The organism is Christiangramia fulva (assembly GCF_003024155.1).
GTDB classification, from domain to species: domain Bacteria; phylum Bacteroidota; class Bacteroidia; order Flavobacteriales; family Flavobacteriaceae; genus Christiangramia; species Christiangramia fulva.
Map to the genome: position 1 here is coordinate 3,454,793 of NZ_CP028136.1, position 25,027 is coordinate 3,479,819.

General features: G+C 40.7%; 19 protein-coding genes and 1 pseudogene. 1 reads left to right on the plus strand and 19 read right to left on the minus strand.

Annotated features, from left to right (window positions below; all coding sequences use genetic code 11):
- Positions 1-7: 7 nt before the first annotated feature.
- The 19 genes and pseudogenes from C7S20_RS15470 to C7S20_RS15570 form a co-directional block, all read right to left on the minus strand.
- Complete coding sequence (locus tag C7S20_RS15470) at positions 8-1,309, minus strand: MGH1-like glycoside hydrolase domain-containing protein (protein WP_107013322.1); 1,302 nt, start codon at positions 1,307-1,309, stop codon at positions 8-10.
- Between the two features lie 23 nt (positions 1,310-1,332).
- Complete coding sequence (locus tag C7S20_RS15475; RefSeq protein ID WP_159039952.1) at positions 1,333-1,839, minus strand: YybH family protein; 507 nt, start codon at positions 1,837-1,839, stop codon at positions 1,333-1,335.
- A 255-nt stretch (positions 1,840-2,094) separates the two neighbouring features.
- On the minus strand, positions 2,095-2,553 hold the full coding sequence (locus C7S20_RS15480) for a heme-binding domain-containing protein (protein WP_107013324.1): 459 nt from the start codon (positions 2,551-2,553) through the stop codon (positions 2,095-2,097).
- Between the two features lie 14 nt (positions 2,554-2,567).
- Positions 2,568-3,155 carry a DUF3347 domain-containing protein gene (locus C7S20_RS15485; protein ID WP_107014267.1) on the minus strand — a complete coding sequence of 196 codons (588 nt, stop codon included), beginning with the start codon at positions 3,153-3,155 and terminating at the stop codon, positions 2,568-2,570.
- Positions 3,156-3,186: 31 nt separating this feature from the next.
- Positions 3,187-5,583: a multicopper oxidase domain-containing protein gene (locus C7S20_RS15490; protein ID WP_107014268.1), complete on the minus strand. Its 2,397-nt coding sequence runs from the start codon at positions 5,581-5,583 to the stop codon at positions 3,187-3,189.
- Positions 5,584-5,655: 72 nt separating this feature from the next.
- The gene (locus C7S20_RS15495; protein WP_107013325.1) at positions 5,656-6,072 is read right to left on the minus strand and encodes an HYC_CC_PP family protein; all 417 of its coding nucleotides are present in this window, start codon (positions 6,070-6,072) and stop codon (positions 5,656-5,658) included.
- Positions 6,073-6,953: 881 nt separating this feature from the next.
- Complete coding sequence (locus C7S20_RS15510) at positions 6,954-8,762, minus strand: FTR1 family protein (protein WP_227009030.1); 1,809 nt, start codon at positions 8,760-8,762, stop codon at positions 6,954-6,956.
- 243 nt (positions 8,763-9,005) lie between these two features.
- Complete coding sequence (locus tag C7S20_RS15515) at positions 9,006-10,961, minus strand: heavy metal translocating P-type ATPase (RefSeq protein WP_107013329.1); 1,956 nt, start codon at positions 10,959-10,961, stop codon at positions 9,006-9,008.
- A 104-nt stretch (positions 10,962-11,065) separates the two neighbouring features.
- Positions 11,066-12,313, minus strand: coding sequence for a sodium:proton exchanger (locus C7S20_RS15520; protein WP_107013330.1), 1,248 nt, complete (start codon positions 12,311-12,313; stop codon positions 11,066-11,068).
- 97 nt (positions 12,314-12,410) lie between these two features.
- A complete protein-coding gene (locus tag C7S20_RS15525) occupies positions 12,411-13,310 on the minus strand; it encodes a cation diffusion facilitator family transporter (protein ID WP_107013331.1) in 900 nt (299 codons plus the stop codon).
- Positions 13,311-13,312: 2 nt separating this feature from the next.
- Entirely contained in the window at positions 13,313-13,669 is a 357-nt protein-coding gene (locus tag C7S20_RS15530; RefSeq protein ID WP_107013332.1) for a SpoIIAA family protein, read from the minus strand.
- A gap of 25 nt (positions 13,670-13,694) precedes the next feature.
- Positions 13,695-14,108, minus strand: coding sequence for a Fur family transcriptional regulator (locus C7S20_RS15535; protein ID WP_107013333.1), 414 nt, complete (start codon positions 14,106-14,108; stop codon positions 13,695-13,697).
- 10 nt (positions 14,109-14,118) lie between these two features.
- Positions 14,119-14,535 (minus strand): Fur family transcriptional regulator, encoded by a 417-nt coding sequence (locus C7S20_RS15540; RefSeq protein ID WP_107013334.1) that lies wholly within the window; start codon positions 14,533-14,535, stop codon positions 14,119-14,121.
- A 12-nt stretch (positions 14,536-14,547) separates the two neighbouring features.
- The gene (locus C7S20_RS15545) at positions 14,548-14,973 is read right to left on the minus strand and encodes a P-II family nitrogen regulator (protein ID WP_227009031.1); all 426 of its coding nucleotides are present in this window, start codon (positions 14,971-14,973) and stop codon (positions 14,548-14,550) included.
- Positions 14,974-15,004: 31 nt separating this feature from the next.
- A complete protein-coding gene (locus C7S20_RS15550; RefSeq protein WP_107013335.1) occupies positions 15,005-16,225 on the minus strand; it encodes an efflux RND transporter periplasmic adaptor subunit in 1,221 nt (406 codons plus the stop codon).
- 11 nt (positions 16,226-16,236) lie between these two features.
- Positions 16,237-20,700, minus strand: a complete 4,464-nt coding sequence (locus C7S20_RS15555; RefSeq protein ID WP_107013336.1) for a CusA/CzcA family heavy metal efflux RND transporter — start codon at positions 20,698-20,700, stop codon at positions 16,237-16,239.
- A gap of 98 nt (positions 20,701-20,798) precedes the next feature.
- Positions 20,799-21,116 carry a DUF6660 family protein gene (locus C7S20_RS19965; protein WP_423738321.1) on the minus strand — a complete coding sequence of 106 codons (318 nt, stop codon included), beginning with the start codon at positions 21,114-21,116 and terminating at the stop codon, positions 20,799-20,801.
- Between the two features lie 75 nt (positions 21,117-21,191).
- On the minus strand, positions 21,192-22,523 hold the full coding sequence (locus C7S20_RS15565) for a site-specific integrase (protein WP_107013338.1): 1,332 nt from the start codon (positions 22,521-22,523) through the stop codon (positions 21,192-21,194).
- A gap of 173 nt (positions 22,524-22,696) precedes the next feature.
- Positions 22,697-23,434 (minus strand): annotated as a pseudogene (locus C7S20_RS15570) (multicopper oxidase domain-containing protein); the annotation flags it as partial.
- 232 nt (positions 23,435-23,666) lie between these two features.
- On the opposite strand from C7S20_RS15570, the gene C7S20_RS15575 reads away from it, so the two are divergent.
- A complete protein-coding gene (locus C7S20_RS15575; RefSeq protein WP_107013340.1) occupies positions 23,667-24,980 on the plus strand; it encodes a PQQ-dependent sugar dehydrogenase in 1,314 nt (437 codons plus the stop codon).
- Positions 24,981-25,027 lie beyond the last annotated feature (47 nt).

Consider the following 25,027-nt stretch of genomic DNA (forward strand, 5'->3'; position numbering starts at 1 on the left):
AACAGGTTCAGTCCTTCTTATTTTTCTCGATATCATTCCACCTTCCCTGCTCCATCAACATCATATCTGCCACCAAACCGGCCCATGTAAATTCTTTCGCCCCATAGCCTTCACCGGTAAAAGGATTATAATATTCCCGGAAGCCACTTTTCGCGATTAGCGTTTTTATGCTTTCTACCATACTTCTTGCTTCCCGGCTGTATTCATTTTCCATTAAAAACTTATGCAGGAACCAGTTATTGACGATCCAGGTAGGCCCTCTCCAGATATACACAGATTCATTAGGATTAAAAGCTGATTCTTTCATAGCCACCGAGGGAATTGGATATTTTGACTGGAACTCGTCTTTGTTAAAAAAATGTTCTTTAATTACAGAGGTTTTAATCTCCGCCGGGATCCCCTCTAAAACTACAGGATAGAAGATAGTAGGTGTTAATATCCGTATAGGTTCATTATTTTTCCCATAAAGGTCATAAAATGCCGCATCTTTTTCATGGTACATTAACTTCAGGATGGCCTGAGTTACTTTCTCTGACAGCTCTTTAAAATAAGTGATTTCCCCATCCCCTGTTAATTCACAGAGGCAAGCCATTGTTTCGAGGTTTTGGGCATAAATGGTATTAAAACCAGCATCTTTTACCAGGAAATAATCCTGCTCCCAAATACGCTCCAGCTTATAATTATTTAAAAAATTCCTGAAATCAACCCAGGTTACTTTTCGGAATAACTTTTTAGTTGCTTTTCCTTCAGTAAAATCAAGCGGAATATCAAAGCTGGGTTTCCAGTCCATTCCCGATTCATAGGGTGAAATAATGGTCAAAAGGAAGGTGTCATCAAAATCCCGGTTTTTTGCCAGCCATTGGTAATATTTTTTTAGACCGGGCATTAATTTTTCAACAAAAGCCTTATCACCGGTAATATTATAAATTCTTTGTACTGCCTGTGCAAGCAGGGGCGGCTGGATGAGCGCGCTCATGTGGCTTTTATAGAGGTTTCGAAAACGGGGAAGTGATTGTAGCAGGTCGGGCAGGCGATTAGGTTTCAACCGGTCCCAATAAATCATATGTCCAATAAAACCATCCTCTTTCTGGAGCGCCATAAGGCTTTCTATATGACTCTTAGCCATGGAGGCTTCTCCCAGGGCGCACAAAATATAAACATGAAAACAGGTATCCCAGAAATATTGGTAGGGATAAGTGCCGGGTGAGGGACGGGTAAAATGAAAGTAAGATTTTTTTCGCCCTCCTCCCTTTTCCATATTCTTAAGCAACAGGCTTTTAATGCTGTCAAAGAGTTCCTTTTCTTCCATAAAATCCCTTTCTTTGTAAACCCTTACGGCCTTTTTCGGGAGGATGAATGCCTTTTGATAATCTTCCAGGCTCCTTTTTCCTTTTTTAATACTGAAGTGGCCACACCTTTAAGATCAAATTTTTCAGGATTATCAGATTTAGAATCCCTCAAATCTATTGAATAATTATAGGTTTCTGTGGTAAAGGCATACGGATAAGCAATTCTCACATCCATAAAATAATTGGTAAAGTTAAAGGATTCAAATTCTTCGAATTCTGGTTTTAAATGCTGTTCCAAATACTGGTTATAGGACCCTTCCATTCCCCCTGATTCAAATATTTGAGAATCGCGGGAATATAAACTTAGGGTGCTGTCCAAATTTTGGGAAACCAGGGCTTCTTTAAATTTATTAAGTACCTGTTCTACCGCTTTTTTTTCCTTTTTTATATCCACATTACCGGAAGCCGATGCGGAAGGTTTATTGTTATCCCCACAAGCCAGAAGCACTGTAAATGATGTAAGAAGGAGAAATGATATAATTTTTCGCATAATCTTATAAAATTTAGTTTTTTTCACCCAGGTCTGTAAATATTTTATCACCATCATTTGTCGAAAAGATAGTCTAACTATTAAAATAGTAAAAATATATCAGGAAGCAATTTATAGGATAGACTGGTTTTGTGCCTGAGAGGGGAAGGGCAAAACCCTTCCCTTTTCAGGACTTTTAAAGGGATAATGTAAGATAAAATTAACCAATTAACAATGAAAAAATCATTTTCACTTACATAGAATCCCATTCCTTTATTATAGTTCCAGTCCCTTTTTCAGTCGTCTCATATAATCAAGAAATTCCTTTTTTTCCTTTTCAGAAAAAACCGCCTCTTTATGAAGAAAAGTATAAGAATCTAGGGGCATTTCTCCGTCTTCCACCTGGCTTATTATGGAGCGTAACTTGCTGTTCTTACGCCTGTCTGAATAATTTGCCCATTCACTAAAATTAAGTTCCTTCTTTCCTGCGGTTATATGGTCGTCCAGGAACCATGCCACCGGCTGTACCCTGTTATACCAGGGATACCTGGTATTATTGCTGTGGCAATCATAACAGGATTCGAACAATTTTCCTTTTACCGGCTGAGGTACCTCGTTGACTTTCGTAAAATCTGTTGGGGGTATTTCAGAACTTTTATTGGGATGCCTCGGTACAAATTGAACTACCAGCATAATTACCAAAAAAACACCTAAGGTGATTTTAAGAATTTTCAAGGTCTGGATAGTTTTTATAGTTCCTTTTGCACCTTTCCACAGCCCGGCATTTTTGTGCCCATATACGGGTTTTGTATTTCTTCTTCACTACTTAGCCACTGTGCCCCTTTATTGTCATTGTACATAGGGCAATATGCCTGAAAAAGTTTTCTGTTGGTTCCCGTAATGGCAATCATGTCTATCATATCTTTGCTCAAAATATCAAAATGCTCGCGCTGATGGGCTATAGGGCTTTCAGAAATATGTTCCGCATGTTCTTTGGCATCTTCAATAATATCTGTTAGCTCCTGTTGCTCGGTGGAGGAATATTCCTCCTTATCAAACTCTTCTAATTCTTTAGCGAGTTTGCTGCCGGCTTCCGCCGCCGCTTCCTGATCATCCTTTACCAGGGCATCTTTAATAGCCAGATAATTTTCCAATGTCATGGCCACCTCCTGGTTTTCATTAGTTTTAGAACCATTTTGTCCCTGATTATCCTGCTGGTGCATTTCGTTGGACATAGGTTCAGCCGGTTCGTCCTCTTTTGCATTCTTGCAGGAGATTGCGGCAAAGCTAAGTAATGTTAGAAGCAATACTTTTGTTGTTTTTCTTGGGTATCTCATAATTATTAAATTTAAAATATTTTTACTCTTTTTAAAATCTTGCAGATAATCCGGCCCCAGCCCCAAAACGATTATCATAACTTCCCATAAGGGAAAGGTTTTTTCCAAGGATATACTCCATGCCTACCTGCCAGGTAGTTTCGGATACATAATTTTTATCGGGACCAAGATCGTTGGACCATCCAAAATCCATCTCGTATTCATATTCACCATATAAGGCGATATGCGGAAAAATCATAGTTGCTTTATAGAAACTGATATTAGGCCTTAGTTCACTATCAATTCGAAGTTCAGAATCTATGAGCAGGGGTAGCAGGTAGCGCACCCCTCCAATCGCTACGGTATTCAATTCATCCACATTATCCTCGTAAACATTTTCCACATTGATCCCGCCGAACACCCTAAAGTAATCGTTGAGGTACCTTTCGTAAGTTAAATTGGCCTCTAGGTTTTGGTTCCAGCCATACTCCCCCCTAAAGATAAACTGGTTCCTTATGTTAGTAGCTGTCGCATAAAGCTCGGTCATATGGCTTGCTGCTGTCACTTCAGCCCATGTGTACATATGATTTGCCTCGGTGGTTAAATTGGCCAGCGGATATTCCTTTAACCGTTCATCACGTGGGGTATCATAACTAAAAACACGGGCCATTCCACTGTTTAGATGGTATAAAATATGGCAGTGAAAAAACCAGTCTCCCGTTTCGCTTGCATCAAACTCTATAACCACCTTTTGCATGGGGGCAACATCTACCGTATGTTTTAAGGGGGAGTATTCCCCATTTTTGTTCAACACCCTAAAGAAATGTCCGTGTAGGTGCATGGGATGGTGCATCATTGTGAGATTATTTAAAGTAATCCTGGCTACCGTGCCCTGTTCAATTTTAATCTTATCGGTTTCTGAAAGCGGCACTCCATTGATACTCCACACGTAGCGATTCATATTGCCTGTGAGATTGAAAAGCATTTCTTTTACCGGTTTCTTTCCATCAAACGAAGTTTTGACCGGGGACTTTAAAAAGTTGTAATTAAACTGTGGATTTGCGCCGGTTTTCATATTATTACCAATCACTTTATCTGCGGGAACCACATAGCCCAGTTTCATGCCTTCCATATCACTATCAGCCTCCATTGTATCTTTCGCCATTTTCATCTGCCCATGATCCATATTGGCATGCGCCATTTTTGTAGTATCTTTTTTCATACCGGACATCCCTTCCATATTCATTTGAGCCATGTCTTTTTTCGCTCCGTTCATATCCATTTCCTCCATATTCATTTCCCCCATATCCATGCTATATTTTTCCATTACTTTAATGGAATCGTTTTTGCCTGGACGAAATTTCGAAGCCGGGGCTCCCATTTTCATGTCCATAGACATCATGCGTTTCATTTTTTCGATGAGGTCCGGTTCCGGTAGTACCGGTGCTTTAAAAACCGGGCCATTTCCCAGATAGGCAGAAGCGAAGCCACTACCGTCCTGTGCCATTGCCCTTACTTCCAGCTGTCCGTTTTTAGGTATGGTAACTATAAAATCGTATGTTTCGGCTACTCCTATCAGCGTCTGGTTATGCTCCACGGGCACCACATCCTTGCCGTCAGCCGAGACCACCAAAGGATCTTCCCCTCCAAAGGTTAACCAGTAATAAGAAGCCGCTGATGCGTTTACAAACCTCAGCCGCACTTTCTCTCCAGGGTTGAACTGCGGGTATTCCTGTTTTGATTTTCCATTTATAAGAAAGCGGTCATAGAAGTTATCTGAAATCGCAAAGTCCGGCATGCGCTGCCAGATCATTTTTAGCTTTGCACTAACAGCTTTTTCTTTGATGATTTTATCCCAGCTTTGAATCTGTCCTTTTTTGATAAGGTACCACTCATTTCCCCTTTTTAAGTTTCTGAGCTGGTTTAGCGGATTCTCATCCATCCAGTCTGATAAGACCAGTACAAGGTCTTTATCATAATCTAAAGTCTTTTCCTTAGGATTTATCTGTATAGAACCATACACTCCACGTTGTTCCTGTAAACCTGTGTGGGAATGGTACCAGTATGTACCGGACTGTTTCACTGCAAACCTATATTGAAAGGTTTCCCCGGGCCTTATTGGTGGTGTTGTTAAATAAGGTACACCATCATAAAAATTTGGAAGAATGATCCCGTGCCAGTGAACAGAGGTTTCGTGGTCCATTTTATTGGTCACGTTAATAATGGCGAACTCCCCTTCAGTAAACACAAGGTTAGGGCCGGGAATTCCACCGTTAATGGTCATTGCCTTCACATCCTTACCCGTAAAATTTACGGATTCATAAGCTATCTCAAGATTATATTCATGTTCCGGCCAATTGTCTATATTCTCTTCTGTGGGATTTGCCGTTTGAGCGAATACCTTGTGTGTTAATATCAGTAATAATAATATGGTTAATTTTAATCTCATTAGAATTGTTTTAGATTGGTAAAACATCAGCTATAGCCCTGATAAACTTTAAAAGGAAACCTAAAACTATTTCTAAATAAGGAAAGTATCAAAGTAAACAAAAAGAGGGTGTTTTAATCCAGGTGGCGGATAATCTATAGCTATTTTCTTTCCGGGGATCCCAAAAAAATTCAATTTAAATTCCAGATTAGAAAGAGATAATGAAGGTACCAGGCAAACAGGAGGATAAATTGTTGGGAAAGAGTTCTTTAATTCGTTTTGCCCGTTTATAAATACCTGTGTATTGCTACAGCAATTCTTATTTGTAAATGATTCTTTTCTATTTTCTTGTCCAGGTGTTTCGAAACAACAAGCCTTAGCTTTATTGAAAACAGCTTTATCTACTAATACCTTTCCGCAATAATGCTTATTAACAGAAAAAGACAGGGTTGAAAAGACAACCGCAACAGCTAATAAAAAATTAATTATGTTTTTAAATAATTTAAGCACAAGAAGTTATTAATAATAGATACAAAAATAGTATTAATATTAAAATCAAAACTTTAATTTTTTGTGAAAAACTTTCACTTTTATTAAACTCTTCCTTCTAATAAACCTTTATTGCTTTTAAAATCTTTCAAGCTTATACCATATGCGATACAAAATCCAATCATTTTACAACCCTCGATATATTACGGGCTAAATAAAAAGTAAGAACAGGAAAAAAGGTAAATTGAAAGAATATAAGAAGGCTCATTGTATTGGAGAGAGAAGGTTCGGAATGAAACAGAAATGTCACTAATGCTGCCACTATGAATATCCACATAATTTTTACTAATGTCCATTTCAGACCCCAATATATATCCTGAAAGATAAATCCTAACCAGAACAAAATACTCATTCCTATAACCAGATTAATTACAGAAAAAATCCAGGTGTCAATGAAAACTTCAACGGTAAAGTTAAAATTCCCAAAAATAAGATGTTTAATTATTTCCCAAGTAAAATAAAAGATAAATAAAATGGTACTAAAACATAAAATAAAAACTATGAAATAATTTTTATCATCTGTTTTACGATAAAAAAATAGGAAACTAAAAATCAACCAAGCTATGATAAGAGCTGTCCACAAAATATTTGATATTGAACATTTTTACAAATGTAGATATTTTCTAAAGTTTTGAACTGGCAAAATTGATGTATGGAGTTTTTACTTTCCTTTGTTTTGCCAGAGTGGTATATATCCAATTTACGATTGGGAAGATCAAAATCAAGGTGTTTTACATCATTGAATTGTTCCAGTTTTATCCGAGTCATCTGCTCTTCGGATGGACAATCCATTTTGATTATCCTAAAGGTGCTTTTCTGCATAAATTGCCTACTTTAATTGATTATCCTAAGTTTATTGTAGCCTTGTTTTTGTGATTGCTGATAAAATACAAAATCAATAATAACGTAAATAAAATTAATTGTCCAACTAAAGTTTCGCTCGTAGGATAAACACCGAGCCATTCTATTTTTGGAAAAAAGGAAAACCCCGTAATGGATATCCATCCAGCCTCCTGAATGGCGTGTATGCCCTTGCCAATAAGGATTACCGCCAAAAGGGTAATTACCCAGGAAGAATATCTGAAAAGTTGCCTGACCGGTATTTTTTTTGAATATTTTAGGAAAAGAAAGGCAAGCAATGCAATCAGTACGAAAGCCGCCAACACTCCAAATCCGATAGATGATTGGTCTCCGGTTTGGGTTTCCAATCCAATCGCCTGGAGAAAAAGGATGGATTCAAAAGCTTCGCGGAAAACCACCATAAATGAAAAGAATGCCAGCCCGATCATTCTTTCCTCTTTCAATTGTGCACCCACCTTTTTTTCAATAAACCCTTTCCATTTTTTTGAGTGGGAATGGTTATGAAGCCAAAAGCCAACAAAGGCAAGAACAATTACCGCTATCAAGGAAATCATTCCTTCCATTACCTCCCTGTTCTGTCCGCTAATATCAATAATCCAATCTGAAAGAAACCATCCTGCTACCCCCATTAAAATAGCGATTATCCAGCCACCGTGTATATAAGTCAAAGCTTTTTTTGCCCCTGGTGTACTACGGATGAGTGCCAGGATAAGTGCAATGATTAAAAATGCTTCCAGTCCTTCCCTTAGCATAATGGATGCGGCTAAAAAGAAGGACAGCCAGTAATTGAGCTTTTCATCATTCATCATCTTTTCGGCAGTGCCAATTTTTGAGAGAGCCTTATTTATTTTATTTTCGACCTCATTTGTGTTTTTACCTTGTTCGATCGCCTGCCTTACGTCCATCATTTTTTGCTCTAGTTGAGAAGTAAATTCGGGATCATTGGCTTTTAGTCGCACTTCTACAGGTTCAATCCCTTCTAAATAGGCGGCCAGGGCTTTTTGTCGGGCTTCGTTTTTATTGCCATTTTTATAGCTGGACAATGCTTGATGAAGATAATCCCTTGCGATAGTCAGGCTGGACTGCGATAGTTTTCCCGAAGGGGAAAAAATCCTTAAAGCTTTCAGCTTTTTTTGTCCCTGTATATCTGAACCGAGCTTATTCAATAATTCATTATCAGATAGGGTGGCAACATCTTTTAGGGAGATGTTACCATATTCTTGATCGATTATTTTTTTCAGGGATACGGAATCTGTTTTTTGTTTTTGAAACCGCAATGATTTTACGTAAAAGGCCAAATCCCAGGCCTCCTTATCGGTCAGTTCAGTGAATGCCCGCATCGCTGTTCCCTCCACGCCCAGTTTTACCGTATTATAGGCTTCAAACGGGGATAGGTCCGCCATTAGGGAATCATTTAAAAAGTTTGCGGGTGCCGGTTTTAAACCATTTGCCAAACTTCCATTTCCAGCGCCTTTTGGTCCGTGGCATTGAACACAGTTCTGCAAATACAGGCTTTGGCCATTTGCATTATCCGGCCAATTTAAGGGGGCAACTTCATAGCCGGTCGCCTTAATGATCGCCCATTTTGCTTTTTCTGCCAAGTCATTGATTTTATTACCGGGTGCTTTATACTGAACAAGGGATTTCAAATTTTTTAAGTCAGAAAGAATTGACTCACCGGATTCAGAAGATAGGTTTAATGATTTTGCCAAATCATAAATCTTTGCGCTAAACTCCTGCATTTCTGCATATTCGGCTTCATCGAGTATTTCGCCATCGCTTACGGCCATTGGATAATCTTTTGAAAGATAATCCAGAAGATGGATTACACTTTGGACAACCTTGTCGTTTTCCCTGGCAGAAACTTGAAGGGAGGCAAAAAATATAAAAAAGCAGAGGAGATATGACGGGATGGAATGAAATCGCATTATTACAAAAATAATTATCAATTATTATTTAGACTAAATATAAACAAAGGTAATTAGTTTTATTAAAATTGGCTAATATTAGTATGAAAGTTATTTTGTCTTTTTTTATTTCCAATTCATTTTCTGTAACCGTACCGCATTTAGAATAGCCAGAAATGCGACACCAACATCCGCAAATACGGCTTCCCACATTGTCGCCATTCCAAAAGCACCTAATACCATAACGGCAATTTTAACACCGAATGCCAGGGTGATATTCTGCCAAACGATTCGTCTGGTGAAACGTCCTATTTTAATGGCCCTTGCAATTTTAGAGGGCTGATCGGTCTGGATGATGACATCGGCGGTCTCAATGGCTACATCGCTGCCCAGACCTCCCATAGCGATACCTACATCGCTCGTAGCCAAAACAGGGGCGTCATTTATACCATCACCAATAAATGCCACCGTAGTGCCGGTTTCTTTTTTGAGCCGCTCCACTTCATTGAGCTTATCTTCCGGCAACAGTCCCCCCATTGCACTGTCCACACCCATTTCCCGGGCAACTTCCTTGGTTATGGAATCCTTATCACCTGAGAGCATTATGATTTTCGAAATCCCCGCTTTGTGAATTTGTTTGATTGCTTCGAGGGCATCTTCTTTCAGTTCGTCGGCAATGGTCACATAACCTGCAAATGTTCCTTCGATGGCTACCATTACAATAGATTCTACAACATCGTCTGTTTCTGAAGGAACCTGTATGTTGTTTGAGGTCATTAAAGCTTTGTTGCCTACTAACACGGTTTTTCCGTGGACCTTTCCCTTAAGTCCCTTTCCTGCAACTTCTGAAACATCGGTCGCCTCATAATCCGAACCTTCGGTTTTATATTCCAAAATAGCCTTGGCAATAGGATGGGTCGATTGTTCTTCCATCGCCATTAGGTACTTCATCATTTCGTCTTGGCTCAATGCAGGAAATTCCACTTCCGTAAAAGCGTCATTATTAACTATATCCCTGATTTTAAATACACCTTTTGTAACCGTTCCGGTCTTATCCATTACCACCGTGTTTACCTTGGTCATTGCATCAAGAAAGGATGCTCCCTTGAACAATATTCCATTTCGAGAAGCTGCTCCTAATCCGCCGAAGTAACCAAGCGGAATTGATACTACCAGGGCACACGGGCAGGAAATAACGAGGAAGATCAAGGCCCGGTACAACCAATTTTCAAAAACGTAATTCTCGACAAATAAGTAAGGCAGGAAGGTTAGGCCAATTGCCAGGATAACTACTATAGGCGTATACACCCTCGCAAATTTTCGGATGAACAATTCAGTTTTAGATTTACGGGCGGTGGCATTTTGTACCAGATCCAGAATACGGGCAATGGAGCTATCCTTGAATTCTTTTGTGGTCTCGATTTCAATTACGCCATCGAGATTTATGCTCCCTGCAAATACCTTTTTGCCTTGGGAAATGGTATCGGGTTTGCTTTCGCCCGTAATGGCAGCCGTATTCAGGGATGCTTTTTCCGATAACAAAATACCGTCCAAAGGAATTTTTTCGCCCACTCGGACCTGAATTTTTTCGCCTATTGCTACCGTTTCAGGATCCACAGAAACATAACCGTTCTCACGATATACCAAGGCTTCATTTGGGCGCACATCCAACAGCGCTTTTATATTGCCCTTCGCTTTTTTGACGGCCGCACTTTGAAAGAGTTCACCGACCGCGTAAAAAAGCATTACGGCCACACCTTCAGGATATTCGCCTATGGCAAATGCCCCTAAGGTAGCGATGGACATCAACAGGAATTCGGTAAAAAAGTCGCCGTTTTTTATGCTTTTCCAGCCTTCAATAATGACGGGAAACCCAACAGGGATATAGGCTACAACATACCAAACTATCCGAACCCATCCCCCGAAAAATGCCAAGGCATCAAAATAATCGATGACGATACCCGTAATTAGCATTATAAAGCTGAATATGGACGGAATGTATTCCCTGAAGCTCGCCCGTGATGAAACCTTATTTTCAATTGAAGTTGCCTTGAGATTTCTTAAATTTTGTTTTTTCTTCATCTTGATTTTATTATTTTAATCCTTGATAGGGCTTATACTCTTTGTCCCGGAACTCTTTTTCAATTTTTAGCATTTATGGTTTTTGTTATAGTAAACTGTAGTATTTACATAGGTTTTTGAGATTTGTTGCCTTCCTTTTCAGGTACTCTGAGTAACCCGTTTTTAACAAGCTTTATCAGGTCTTTTCGGTGCCTGAAGATCATTATTAGCGTTAAGAATAGATACACCCAGGAAATAACTGTCAAAATTGAAAGGGTGGTTTGCTTGTCGTCCTGATAAATAAAACCAAGCACAAACTGAACAAGAAAAAGCATTAATATGGCCAGGGCATCTTTCACCCCCAGCTTTAAATTATAAATAAGTGCCAAGGCAAAGAGCGATTGTGCCGCCGTAAGGAATAATTCCTGATCTTGTAAATTGTTCAGCGGCAAAGAAGCAAAACTCCCGGCACCAATGGAAAAAGCCAATGGGATCATCCCTATCAACAAGGTCCATTGGTTGACTTTTGAGGTTACCAAAGTGCCTAAGGAGGTAGTTGGCCTGCCGTTGAGCACGAACATAATGGTAATGATTATTTCCGGCGTTTCGCTTGCCAGCGGGGCAACCCATTGCACCATCAGGTAATCGTTTATGCCCAATGTTTTTCCGGTTGCCTTTAATGATTCGGAAAAGGGTTGGGCGATAAGGAGCAGGCCTCCAATGGAAAATATCGCTAATCCGGTCATCAGCCATATCTGTTTGTTTTTTTTAAGCTGAAGGATAAGAGCTGCAGTACCAATTTCTTTTTCCTCTTCTTCAGCTTGCGGAAGGCGGTTCAGGCGCCAAATATACCCTGCATAAATGGCAAACAAAATACCCATATCCAGCAGGCTGATATTGTTCTTCAGAATAATGACAAAAGAATAAAGTGAAGCCAAGGTCAGGAATACAACTTCCACTGTATTTTCCGGTTTCAGTTTCACCTGCTTTTTCTTAAAACGAAACCAATACAGTAAGCCAATCAGTGACCAGCCTATTCCTATGAGCAGACGATTGGAACCGGCCATATTGGCGGTGGCCAGGTTGGTATATTCAGAACCGGGGTTTAGGCCGGCCTGATAAGAAAAGTAAATATCCACAGCATATTCGGGCAGTACCACAATAAATCCCAAAATTGCTACTGTAATGCCTTGGGAAATGTATCTTTTAGCAACATCTGCAGCCCAAGAAAGCATAAAACCCACAGCAATAAAAGCTATCACAAAAATCGCCGTTTTTAATCCGACCGATATTTGAATTTTGAAGAGCGATAACATAATACCGGAAATTACCGCTATCAATGCTAGGCCAATGAATAGATATAGTTTTTTCATAAAACCACTAAAAATTTGAACAGTTTTAATTCAATTGCTTATTAACATATCTTCCTGGTTGTTGCCCTTTCTCCATTAGGATTATTTCATTTTGATTCTATTCCTCCAGGCCTTGATAAGGTTTATATTCTTTGTCCCCAAATTCTTTTTCGATTTGCAACGTGGTATGGGTTATCTCAAATTTTTCGTGCAATTGTTCCCGGATATCATATAAAAATTGATCCTCGTGCCCATCGGGAACGACCAAATGTGTGGAAAGTGCGGTTTCGGTGGTGCTCATCGCCCAGATATGCAGATCGTGTACTTCTTCGACCCCTTCGATATCCATTAAGAATTTTTCCACTTCATCAATGTCGATATTTTTGGGAACGGCATCAATCGCTATTTTTACGGAATCCCTCAAAAGTCCCCATGCACTATATAAAATGACCAGTACAATGACCAAACTAAGCGCAGGATCTATCCATGTCAATCCTGTGTATTTAATGGCAAGCCCGCCAAGAAGCACTCCTAAAGTTACCCCGGCATCGGCGGCCATGTGTAAAAATGCGCCGCGAATGTTCAAATCGCCCTTTGAACCTTTCCAAAATAGGAAAGCCGTACCGGTGTTTACCACTAAGCCAATGGCCGCTACGATCATTACGATGTTACCGGAAATTTCTGCCGGATTTTGAATTTTTTGGATGGCGTCCCAGGCAATCATTCCCGCAGCTGCAATGATGATAAGCCCATTGATCAGCGAGGCCAAAATGGTCGTTTTCCGTAAGCCATACGTATAATGTTTTGATGGTCTTTTTGTAGCTATTTTAATTGCCGCCCAGGCCAGGATCAGACTAAATACATCGCTCGCATTGTGGCCTGCATCCGCCAAGAGCGCAGATGAATTTGCCACAAATCCGTAGTAGAGCTCTACTGCTACATAAATAGTGTTCAAGGCGATGCCTATACCAAAGGCTTTTCCGTAGTTCTGTGAACCGTGTGAATGATCGTGTGCCATAATTATTTATTTATCCATTGTTTAGCCTGCTCTTTTAGTCTCGGTTCAAAAAACCGAACTTCTGAACTGGTAAAAAATTCGGTAGCTCCCGTAGCGAGCTCCTGCCATTTTTTATCACCCACCATTACCATTTTTCCATATTCTTTAGAATGGGCGGCATCCACTTTTAAATCTTCCCACAGGCCACTTAATGTATATCCTGTAAAATTTTCCAGTTCCAAATACCAACGCACCTTCAATCCCTTATTCCGAATATTATGTATCAGTGGATGAATCTTTTGAACATCTTTTTCATTAATGGTACCTGTGATTTTTACCGCGATAACCTGTTCATTTCCTGAATTTAATATCTGTATCATAATTTTAAATTGTTATAAGTATTGACTATTTTTTTCTACATTTTAGACATACCCCTTTTAAAACCAGATTCACATCATTTATTTCGTACTTATCCGGTAGGCTATCCTGACCTACTTTATTGGGTAAACAGAATGTATTGCTACAATGGGTGCAATGGAAGTGCAGATGTAAATCCAGGTTTTTCCCATCGGAAAGAGCATATTTAGCAATAGCTGTTCCATCATCTATTTGATGGACGATGCCCTTCTCTTGAAATAGTTTTATAGTTCTATATATTGTTGTTCTGTCTCCGGTGTAATTGTTCTTCTTGATGAGTGCCTTTTCTATTTCTCTTAATGTTATGGCATAAAACTTCCTTTTAAGGTATTTATAAATAGTTGACCTTGTTTCGGTAGGTCTAATTCCTTTACCAGCAAGTATTTTTTCAGCTACTATCATCTGTAAATAATCAAACGGCACTACATTTTTCGCATATTCCTTTAACCACCAAATTAACATTTTCGGCCATATAACCTTCCGGCAAGTTGATATGTGGAATTTTATGTTCGGTCAAACAACCCGTCTCATCACAATTGGTACAATGAAAATGGATATGGAGATCCTGGTCAATTTCACAATTGCATCCTACTTCACAAAGTGCATATTTTGGTATTCCCGTTCCATCGTGTATTTGATGTACGATTCCGCTCGTTTCAAAAGTCTTAATGGTACGGGATAATGTGGCACGATCAGCCTTTACAAAGGCATTTTCGATCTCGGTCAATGCTACGGCCCTTTCTTTTTTGGCCATAAACTTGTAGATAAGAATACGCATCGCAGTGGGGCGAACCTTGTGCTTGTTTAATAATTTTTCAATATCGCTCATCCTAAATTGGTTTTATTGCCGGAGTTTTTTTAGGGACTCTCCTGTTTTGATCTGAAAAGCATCCTCTACACTGGAGATATAAATAATCCCGTCTCCGGGCGTAGGGGTTTTCCCGTTTTCAAGGATGATTTCGATGGCCGATTCTGCTTCTTCATTTTGGCAGACCAGTTCCAATTTGACCACTGGGCTATCCGTTACGTGAAAATCCAAGGATGGTGATGCCCCCTTAGTTTTAAACTTGCCCGTTCCCTCGCCTTGTGATAGGGTCATACTCTTAAAACCACTATTACCAAGTGCTTCGATTACTTTTTGAACTCTTTTTGGCTTTATAAATGCTTTTATTTCTTTCATTTTTATGATTTTATCTGTTAAACTTTTTTGTAAAAAACCGGACTTACCAAAATCTTTAACAACCAATTGACAAACAGTCTTTGGCAAGCCCGGCATAGTTCAATTATACTTCAGGGGCTTAATGGCCGTGCTCGGTTTCCCCTTTTTTCATTTCGGAGATCAGGTAATAGGCTTTATTCCAAACTACTATTTGTCCTTTTTCCAGAGGCTGCAACAATTTGATCTCCACCCAGCCGTCATCTTCCTGACCGGTTGCGACTTTTAAGGGGCTTATGGCCCATTCTTCCTTGCCGCCTTCCATTACTTTTTTGGCCGTGAAGATATAAGGCTCCCCATCCTCGGTAATGACCGCTTCTTCCGGAAGGGCGGGTACCTGATTCTCTGAAGTGGCTATCTTACCCGTAATGTACATACCAGGAAACAGATTGCCCTGCTTGTTCTCGATCTCGGCGTGCACATGAACCGCTTTGGGGTTCTGCTCAAATGTTTTCCCTACGGAATAAATTTTGGCAGTCAGATCAGATTCTGGCAGGGATTCAACATTAAATTGTACCGTTTGTCCCTCTTTAACCTTACTTACGTCTTTTTCATATACCATCAGGTCGGCGTGGATATGATCAGTATTTACGATCTCGAACATTTCGGTCTGTTGCTGGACAAATTGCCCTACCTTGATATTCACTTTTTCTACATAGCCATCAATAGGGCTGATTACAGGAACCTGGTTATACACATTCCCGTTCCTGAGGCGGTCCAGGTTAAGGCGCAGTAACCTGAGCTGCGATTCCAACCCGTTCACCATTCCTTTTATACTGTTGTATTCCGATTCCGTTTCCTGAAATTTTCTACCGGAAGCAACTTCTTCTTCGTACAGGCGTTTTTGCCGGTTATATTCCTTTTCCAAGAATTGCATCCTGTTGTAGGCATTGGAATATTCGGTCTGCAACTTGACAAGGTCCGGGTGGCTCAAATAAGCCAACACACTCCCTTTGCTTACCTTATCCCCTTCAATCACCTTTATGCTCGTAACGTTGGCTCCAATAATGGCGGTAACGGCAGCTTCATTCTGTGGGGGTACTTCCAGTTGTCCATTGGCCTCTACAAGCCCAGTCAGGCTTTTGGTGGGCAGGCTGTCCACCTTTAATCCCATTGCATCAAATTTTTGTTGCGATAAGTGCAGTTTTTTGCCCTCCAGGCCTGCGTTTTGTTCCTGATGTTCCCCACCATTTTCGGAAGCTTCCGGTTCGTCATGCCCATCAGCCGTTTTTTCCTGCTTACAGGAATTTAAACTGAATATGACCAGGGCTGCGAAAAAAATCGATTTTATATTGAAATTCATAGTTTCTCTTTTTATTGTTTAGCGGAATTGAGGAAAAATTCCAGTTCGTATTTTGATTGCAAATAATTGTTGAGCGCATCCCAGGACTTGCTTTGGATACCGATGGCATCCCGTACCGTTTGAAGGAAAGTTGTATAATCGATCCCTCCTTCCTTATACGCAAATACCGCCCCGTCCCGCTGCTCTTTCGCCAATGGAAGGGCTTCCTGTAAATAGTACTGCCAGGATTCCAGCCATTTTAAATAGGCCTGTTGCAGATCCTGATATTCGGAATTTACCTGGAGCTGTTTTTCTCTGAAATTCTGCTCGGCAATCTCAGTCTGTATTTTGGCCGATTGCGCCTGCCCCAGTTCAGGACTAAAAAATAGCGGAATAGATATTCCAACCTGAAAATTGAAGAAACCGTTCTGCCCAGCTATTTTCTGCCGTCCATACTGTGCATTGAATTTTGGGAAAAATGCCTTGGTACGCAAATTATGCTCGGCATCGGCCACCTCGATCTGCCTTTCATAATAATTGAGCATCGGGTGGTCGCTTATTGAATCCTTGCGTTGGAGGATGGGATCGTCAATTGCATCGACGCTTTCATCCGTCACCGTATAAAGTGAATCGCTCACTAACCAGAGGTTCAGTTTTTGCAGGTTGCCCAAGTAATCCCGGTACACCTGATTCCTCTGGAGCGTTACCTGGCGAGCCTGATTCGTGGCCGCCAGATATTCCAGTTTTGAAGAAGCCTCAGTTTCATAACGGATACGAGCCGCGCGTTCAAAATCGCTAAAGATAGAATCGAGCTCGACATACAAAAGGTATTTCCGTTTGGATGTATATACATCGCCCCAAGCTTTGCTCACCTCACGTTTCACCTGAAGGGAAGTAAGGTCGAGTGCCGTTTCACTCAAAGCTATTTTCTCCTTTTGAAGCTTGTTTTTAGCGCCAATACCAAACACATCGATATTTTGTTGCTGGACTCCGATAGTTTGATAAACACCTTCATCACTTGTTCCATTGTCCGGCAGTTCTTCGCCCCCCGTAAAAATTTGGGTAGTCCCTAAATCCCAAGCGGTTTTTTTCAGGGCTTCCTGGTTTTCTATTTCCAATTGGGCCGACTTTAACCTCGGATAGTTCGCTTTGGCTTTTTCCACCGCCTCCTTTAAGGAAATCGGGGTAAAGCCATGTTCAACCTGAAGGGTATCCTGCAGGACCTCATTTTGTTGTAGACCATCCCGCGTTTGTGCACTAGCACTTGTAGGGATAGCCATTGATCCAAGACCCAGTAAGACGGCAATGAGTGCAGGGTTTATGGCAACTTTATCCGTTTTTCCATTGTTGTCTTTTCCCGTTTTTTCAACAAAACTGTATAAAATGGGAACTATGATAAGCGTGAGCAAGGTCGCCGTTATTAAGCCTCCAATCACTACCGTTGCCAGCGGTCGCTGTACCGAAGCTCCCGCCCCGTGAGAAAGCGCCATTGGGAAAAACCCCATTATGGCGGCTAGTGCCGTCAGTAAAATAGGACGAATCCGTTCCTGTGTTCCTATTAAAATACGTTCTTGTATATCCATAACTCCTTCTTCTTTCAATGAATTCAACCTGCTGATGAGCACCAGACCATTTAAAACCGCAACCCCAAAGAGCACTATAAAACCAACGCCTGCGGAGATACTAAAGGGCATCCCCCGAATGGCCAAGGCAAAAATGCCACCGATCGCTGCAAGGGGTACTGCCATATAAATCATAATGGATTGAGAGAATGAGCCCAGGGCGAAATACAGCAATAGGAAAATAAGCGCTAAAGCAATCGGTACTACTATGGTCAACCGGTCTTTTGCACGTTGCAGGTTTTCAAAAGCCCCGCCGTATTCAATATGGTAGCCGGGCGGCAAATCCAACTGAGCATCCAGTTTGGCTTGAATATCATTTACCATCGATTCCACATCCCGTCCGCGGACATTAACTCCCACGTAAATTCTACGCGATGTATTGTCCCGGGAAATCTGCATCGGGCCTGGTTGATAACTGATGTCGGCCACCTCTTTAATGGGAATCTGGTTTCCGCCCGGTAGGTCGATCAACAGGTTTTTTAAATTATCGATGCTCTGGCGGTGTTTCTGATCCAAGCGTACCACCATATCAAAGCGCTTTTCACCTTCAAAAACGACCCCCGCGGTACCCCCGGCAAAAGCGGTACTCACATATTGATTTAATTTCTGAATATTTAGGCCGTACTGGGCCACTTTCCGCCTGTTAAAGCGAACCGTCATCTGGGGCAATCCTGAAGTGGCCTCCAGGTTCACGTCACCAGCTCCCGGAACGGTTTTAATGATATTTGCCATTTTGGAGGCTTTTTCGGTAAGTACATCCAGATCCTCACCATATAATTTGATGGCTACGTCCTCACGAACACCGGTAAGGAGTTCGTTGAACCGTAGTTCTACAGGTTGGCTAAACACAAAATTCACCCCGGGCACCACTGATAATTTTTCTTTTATTTCTGCAATCAGTTCTTCTTTGGTTTCTGCAGAGACCCAATTGTCTTTATTTTTATCCAAAATGATATACGTATCGGCAATATCCATCGGCATCGGGTCGGTAGGTATATCTGCTACCCCTATTCGGGCCACCATTGTTTCCACTTCGGGGAAATTATCCAAAACGATATTTTCAATTCTTTTGGAAGTTTCAATGGATTCACTCAGCGAGCTACCTGGCCTCAATAAAGCCTGCATGGCGATGTCTCCCTCATCGATGCTGGGGATAAATTCACCTCCCATTCTGCTAAAGGAATAACCTGCACCTACCAACAGCAGGACAGCTATGACCAAAACGATGACACGGTGGTTCAGTGATTTCAGGATAACCGGTCGGTAACCGTTATTGATGCGGTTCATCATCCCGTTACTGAAGCTGGAAATTTTATCTTCCGCTTTATGAAACCAGTTTTTCTTTTTGGTTGCCGGTTTCATCGTAAGTGAAGTGATCATTGGCACATAAGTAAGGCACAAAATGATCGCTCCCAATACAGCAAAACCAAAGGTAAAGGCCATTGGACGAAACATTTTTCCTTCGATCCCTGTTAAAAACAAAATCGGTGTAAATACGATTAGTATAATAATCTGGCCGAAGAAAGCAGAATTCATTACCGTACTACTTGCATCATACACCACTTCGTCCATTTGTGGCTGATCGAATTTCTGTTTTCCGGCCTTGATGCGTTTTTCTATTTCGTGCACCGTTCCTTCCACAATGATCACGGCCCCATCCACGATGATCCCAAAGTCAATGGCCCCCAGGGACATCAAGTTGGCCCAGACTCCAAAGGCTTTCATCAAAATAAAGGCAAACAATAAAGAGAGTGGTATCAAAGATGCGGTAACCAGTCCGCCACGGAAGCTTCCCAGGAGGAATACCAGTACAAAAATTACGATTAGTGCCCCTTCAATAAGGTTTTTTTCAATAGTTGCCGTAGTCCTTCCTATGAGTTCGCTGCGATCTAAAAAGGGCACGATCTTCAATCCTTCCGGCAGGGATTTCTGTACCTCTTTAATACGTTTTTTAACAGTATTGACAACGGAATTAGGATTATCTCCCCGTAGCATCATAATTGTTCCCCCCACGGCTTCCTCACCATCCTGGGTAAAAGCTCCGTAACGTACCTGATTGCCAAAATGTACTTGTTCGGCCACGTCCTTTACTAAAATTGGCAGTCCGTTTTCGTTTTTGATAACAATTTGTCGGATGTCATCCAGCGAACGTGCCAGGCCTTCCCCACGGATAAAATTGGCCATTTTGTTCTTTTCAATATAAGCACCACCCGTATTTACATTATTTTCCTGAAGGGCGTCAAAAACCTCCGTCATTGTAACATCCATAGCATTGAGTTTTGCAGGATCGATTGCTATTTCGTACTGCTTGATCTTCCCACCGAAGGCGTTTACTTCCACTACTCCTGGGGTAAGCGCCAGTTGCCGCTTTACGATCCAGTCCTGTATGGTACGCAGTTCGGTAGGGGAATATTCATTTTCATAGCCTTCCTGTGGCACCAGGGAATATTGATAGATTTCCCCCAGGCCTGTGGTAATCGGGCCCATCCCGGGACTACCGAACTGTTCGGGGATTTCAGATTTAACCTCATTCAGTTTTTCAGAAATGAGTTGGCGGGGCAAATAGGTACCCATATCGTCCTTAAAGACAATGGTCACCACAGAAAGCCCGAACCGGGAAACGGAGCGGATCTCTGTAACTCCCGGCAGGTTGGCCATTGCTAGTTCTACGGGATAGGTTACAAATTGCTCAATATCCTCGGTGGCCAGATTGGGGGACTGGGTAATTACCTGTACCTGGTTATTGGTAATATCGGGCTGAGCGCCCAGATTGATGGTGGACATCGAATACAGGCCTACCCCCACGAGTGCAAGTACCAATAGTCCAACGATAAGCTTATTCCGTATGGAAAAAGCGATGATTTTATTAATCATAGAAAAGAAAAATTTAATTCAGTTTTTGATAATGAAAATGGGGTCAAAACAGTATTGACCTAAAGAAAATAGGATATAGCTATCCTATAAAAACTGAATTAAACCCTTGGAGGATCTAAAAGGGAGAGAATAGGTTCTTCACCTATACTGTCAAAATGAAGGAATACTTTTGAAGAAATTTGCTGGTTAATTGGCTTAAAGATAACAGAGCCAAAATCCACCGTATGTACGTGGCAACAATGGCAGGTACAAAAAGGAGGGCAAAGGTCTAAAGCGCTATGTTCGTGATTCAAATTTGACGCGACTATGACCTCAGTTTGAGAATTATCGGAAACCACATCCGCATTAACATCAGTACAGGGAAACGCATTGAGTGTTAAAACATATAGACCGAATATGAATGCTAATAATTTCACGTTGCAAAGATAACAAAATAGTGATGCATAGGGTGTGCAAAAGGCAATGAACTGCTTTTTAATTTCTATGCAATCTCAAAAATTAATTACACTATCCAAGGCTTCATCAGCCTCGCGATGAATAAAATTGGCCTGATAATTTAGCGTTGTTTTTAAGTCACTATGCCTATATAATTTCTGTAGCATTAAAGGGTGAATTCTATCACCTGCAATATTTCCGAAACTATGTCGGGCTATATGATTCGATAATGTTTTATCAATACCACAGAGTTTAGCTATCCTTTTTAAATATTTATTGAGAAGTTTAGTAGTGCTTTTTGTCCGGGTATAAATTTGTTCGGCTTGGGTTTTATCTACTTCCCGTAAGAAAGGAAATAAATATCCATTATTGATTTTCTTATCAGGCCTATAATATTCAATAATAGCCTTAGCCTTATCCGGTATTTTTAAACTTAATGGTTTTCCATTTTTTTCCATGACATAATATAACCGGTCGTCCCTGAAATCAGACCATTTTAATTTAATTACATCTGAAATTCGCATCCCAGCAAAATAAAATGAAAACAACCATATGTTATGAGTATGCCATATAGTTGAATATTCCTCTAGCTCGAGTGATTCAATCTTCTCAATTTCTTCTACATTCAATCCTATTTTATTACCTGAGGATATTCTAATTTTTTCCTTTTCACCAGCAAAAGGGTAATACTTCTGCGCAATTATTCCTTCTTTAATAGCAATATTATAGAGAGTTCTTATGAAAATAAGCTGGTTGGTTATCGTTCTTGGTTTTTGATTCAGATAAGAAGTACAGAATGTTTTATATTTTCTTATAAATGACTCATCTATATCCCGGAATTTCAGGTTATCATTTTTTTTAAAATAGGCAACTCCATCCATCCAATGATATTTAGACTTTCGTGCATCACTAATTCGCTTTAAACGACGTTGTTTAATCTCTCGAATGGCTTTTGATTTGTTTCTGGAACTCTTTAGATTTATAAATTCTTCAATATTATAAAGTATTGATAATTGTGCTTTTGCAACTGAAAACACCCTTGTATCATATTTACTCTGTATATGTTCAGTAGCAATAGCAAAGAATGATTTTAAACCATCTGGACCTTTTAATTTTTGCTTTATTTGATTCGGAGTAATTTTAGTCTCTGAATTGAAATAAATATCATTGACCTCAATCATTTTTTTCATCAAAAAATGATTTAACTTTTTAAAGTTTGGATGAGTCTTTCTTACCTTACCAGCAGTCTCATCCCAATCCTTTTCAAAAACAGAATGTCCCAGCCAGACATAATTCGTTTTATAATTTTCGCTAATTCTCAAGGCTAGAGGTATTCTTCCATCCTTCTTTTTCATGTTTTTTCTCAAAACAATCTTCAAATTTGCCATTCATTTAAAATTTAACACCTTGTAATATAATAAATTACCTCCAAAAACTAGTACAGAATAAGTACAGAATCCGTTGATTTTAAGCCATATTATATGATATCAAAATTTATTAAAAATTTGTAATCTATTGATTTTCAGTACTTTTACCAATAGTTGGTCTTTACCAGAATATTTTCGAAATCCGGGTACTGTTTTTCAGGAAGGCCGTTGACCAGGAAAAGATCGTGGTAATTATCAGAAATGGCCATATCGGGCATACGTTGCCAGCTCATTTTCAGCTTGGCTCCCAGGGCATTTTTCGCCAGCACTTTGTTCAGACTTTGCACCTGCCCTTTCTTGATCAGGTACCATTCATTCCCTCTTTTGAGATTCCGAAGCTGTTCATGAGGCTTTTCATCCATCCAGTCTGAAAGTACCAGCACAAGATCTTTATCGTATTCCATAGTTTGCACCCGCGGATTGATCTGGATAGACCCATATACCCCACGTTGCTCCTGAAGCCCGGTGTGGGAGTGATACCAGTAAGTACCTGACTGTTTCAGGGCGAATTCGTAAGTGAAGGTCTCTCCCGGTCTTATGGGAGGTGTGGTGAGGTAAGGCACGCCGTCATAGAAATTGGGAAGCAAAAGTCCGTGCCAATGTACTGAAGTCTCTACGTCCATCTTGTTGGTAACATGGATCTTCGCATACTCTCCTTCTGTGAACTCCAAGATGGGACCCGGAATACCGCCATTGATGGTCATGGCCTTTACCGGATCCCCGGTGAGATTGACCATTTCTTCATCTATGGTCAGTTCATATTCGTGTACCGGCCAGTTATCGACATTACCTTCAACAGATTGAGGACGTTGAGCAAGTAAAGGAAGAGAAAGGGTGGCAGTGAAAAAAAGGGTGAAGAGAAGATTTTTCATTACAATTTCTTCAGGATTACAGGAAAAGCGATTACTTACAAGTTAGTCAGCTTCTACCGTTTTCTGTATGAAAGTACTGTTAAAATTCAGCCGGGTATAAAGTATCCGGAGCATAAGAAAAAATCCAAATATAACCTGTCGTATTATGACTGATTAACAGGTATTTAACCCGTTAGCCTGGCTAAATTACTTAACTTATAGATCCTTAGGAAAAAATCTAAAAACTATAGTTATGAAATTAAAATTGCTCTTCGTATTATTTAGTCTTGGTTGGGTGCTAACGGGTTCCTCACAGGAATCGATAGGATTGGAAGTAGTAGCTGATAACCTGGTTTCACCTGTGGCTTTGGTAGAATCGCCTGATGAGTCGGGAAGGTATTTCATTGTTGATCAGGTAGGGGTAATCCGACTACATACTCCTCAAAAGGGTCTTCTGCAAGAGCCTTTCCTGGACCTTAAGGATAAAATAGTTTCTCTTAAGGACGCTCATGAGGAGAGGGGACTTCTTGGTCTGGCTTTTCATCCCGACTACAGCACGAACGGCAGATTTTTCGTGTACTACAGTGCACCCCTTAGTGAGGATGGTCCAAAAAACTGGGATCACACCAGCCACATTTCAGAATTCAGAGTCTCTCCGAATAATCCCGATATAGCTGATAAGGCTTCAGAAAAGATCATTCTGAAGGTCGATCAGCCGCAGGATAATCACAATGCGGGAACTTTGGCATTCGGTCCGGACAATTACCTCTACATTGCCCTTGGCGACGGTGGAGGTGCAAACGATATTGATAGGGGCCATGTACCCGATTGGTATGACAAGAATGCGGGCGGAAACGGGCAGGATGTAGAACAAAATTTGCTTGGGAGTATTCTAAGAGTAGATGTCAACGGAGATTCTCCCTATGGAATTCCTGAAGATAATCCCTTCGTAGATAAAGACGGAATGGATGAGATCTATGCCTATGGGCTTCGGAACCCATACAGATTTTCCTTTGATCTGGAGGGAACTAATGATCTCATAGCCGGAGATGCCGGGCAGGTTTTGTGGGAAGAAATTGATGTAATTACTAAAGGCGGCAATTACGGGTGGAATGTGAAAGAAGGAACTCATTGTTTCAATTCCTACAACAATGATAAAGAGAAAAAGGAATGTCCCGAAAAAGATAAGATGGGCAACCCTCTGATAGATCCCGTCATCGAATTTAAACAAGGCGGACTTGACCATGGAGGAAAAGGCCTGGTGGTAATAGGGGGTTATGTCTACAGAGCTGAAATGATTGGAAATCTGTCGGGGAAATACATTTTTGGAACCTGGACACAGCACCATGGAAAACCTGCGGGGGCAGTGTTTGTGGCAACTCCGAAAGAAACCGGAATGTGGGATTTTAAAGAGCTCAAAATAATTCAGACTAATTCCAATTCTATTGGTCACTATCTGTTGTCTTTTGGCCAGAACAACGAAGAAGAAATGTTCGTGCTTACAACCGATGAAGAAGGACCTACAGGGAACACCGGGAAAGTTTTTAAAATGGTTGCGGGCAAATAATTCGGAGTAAACGTCATTCTGAATTTATTTCAGAATCTTTTTGAAAT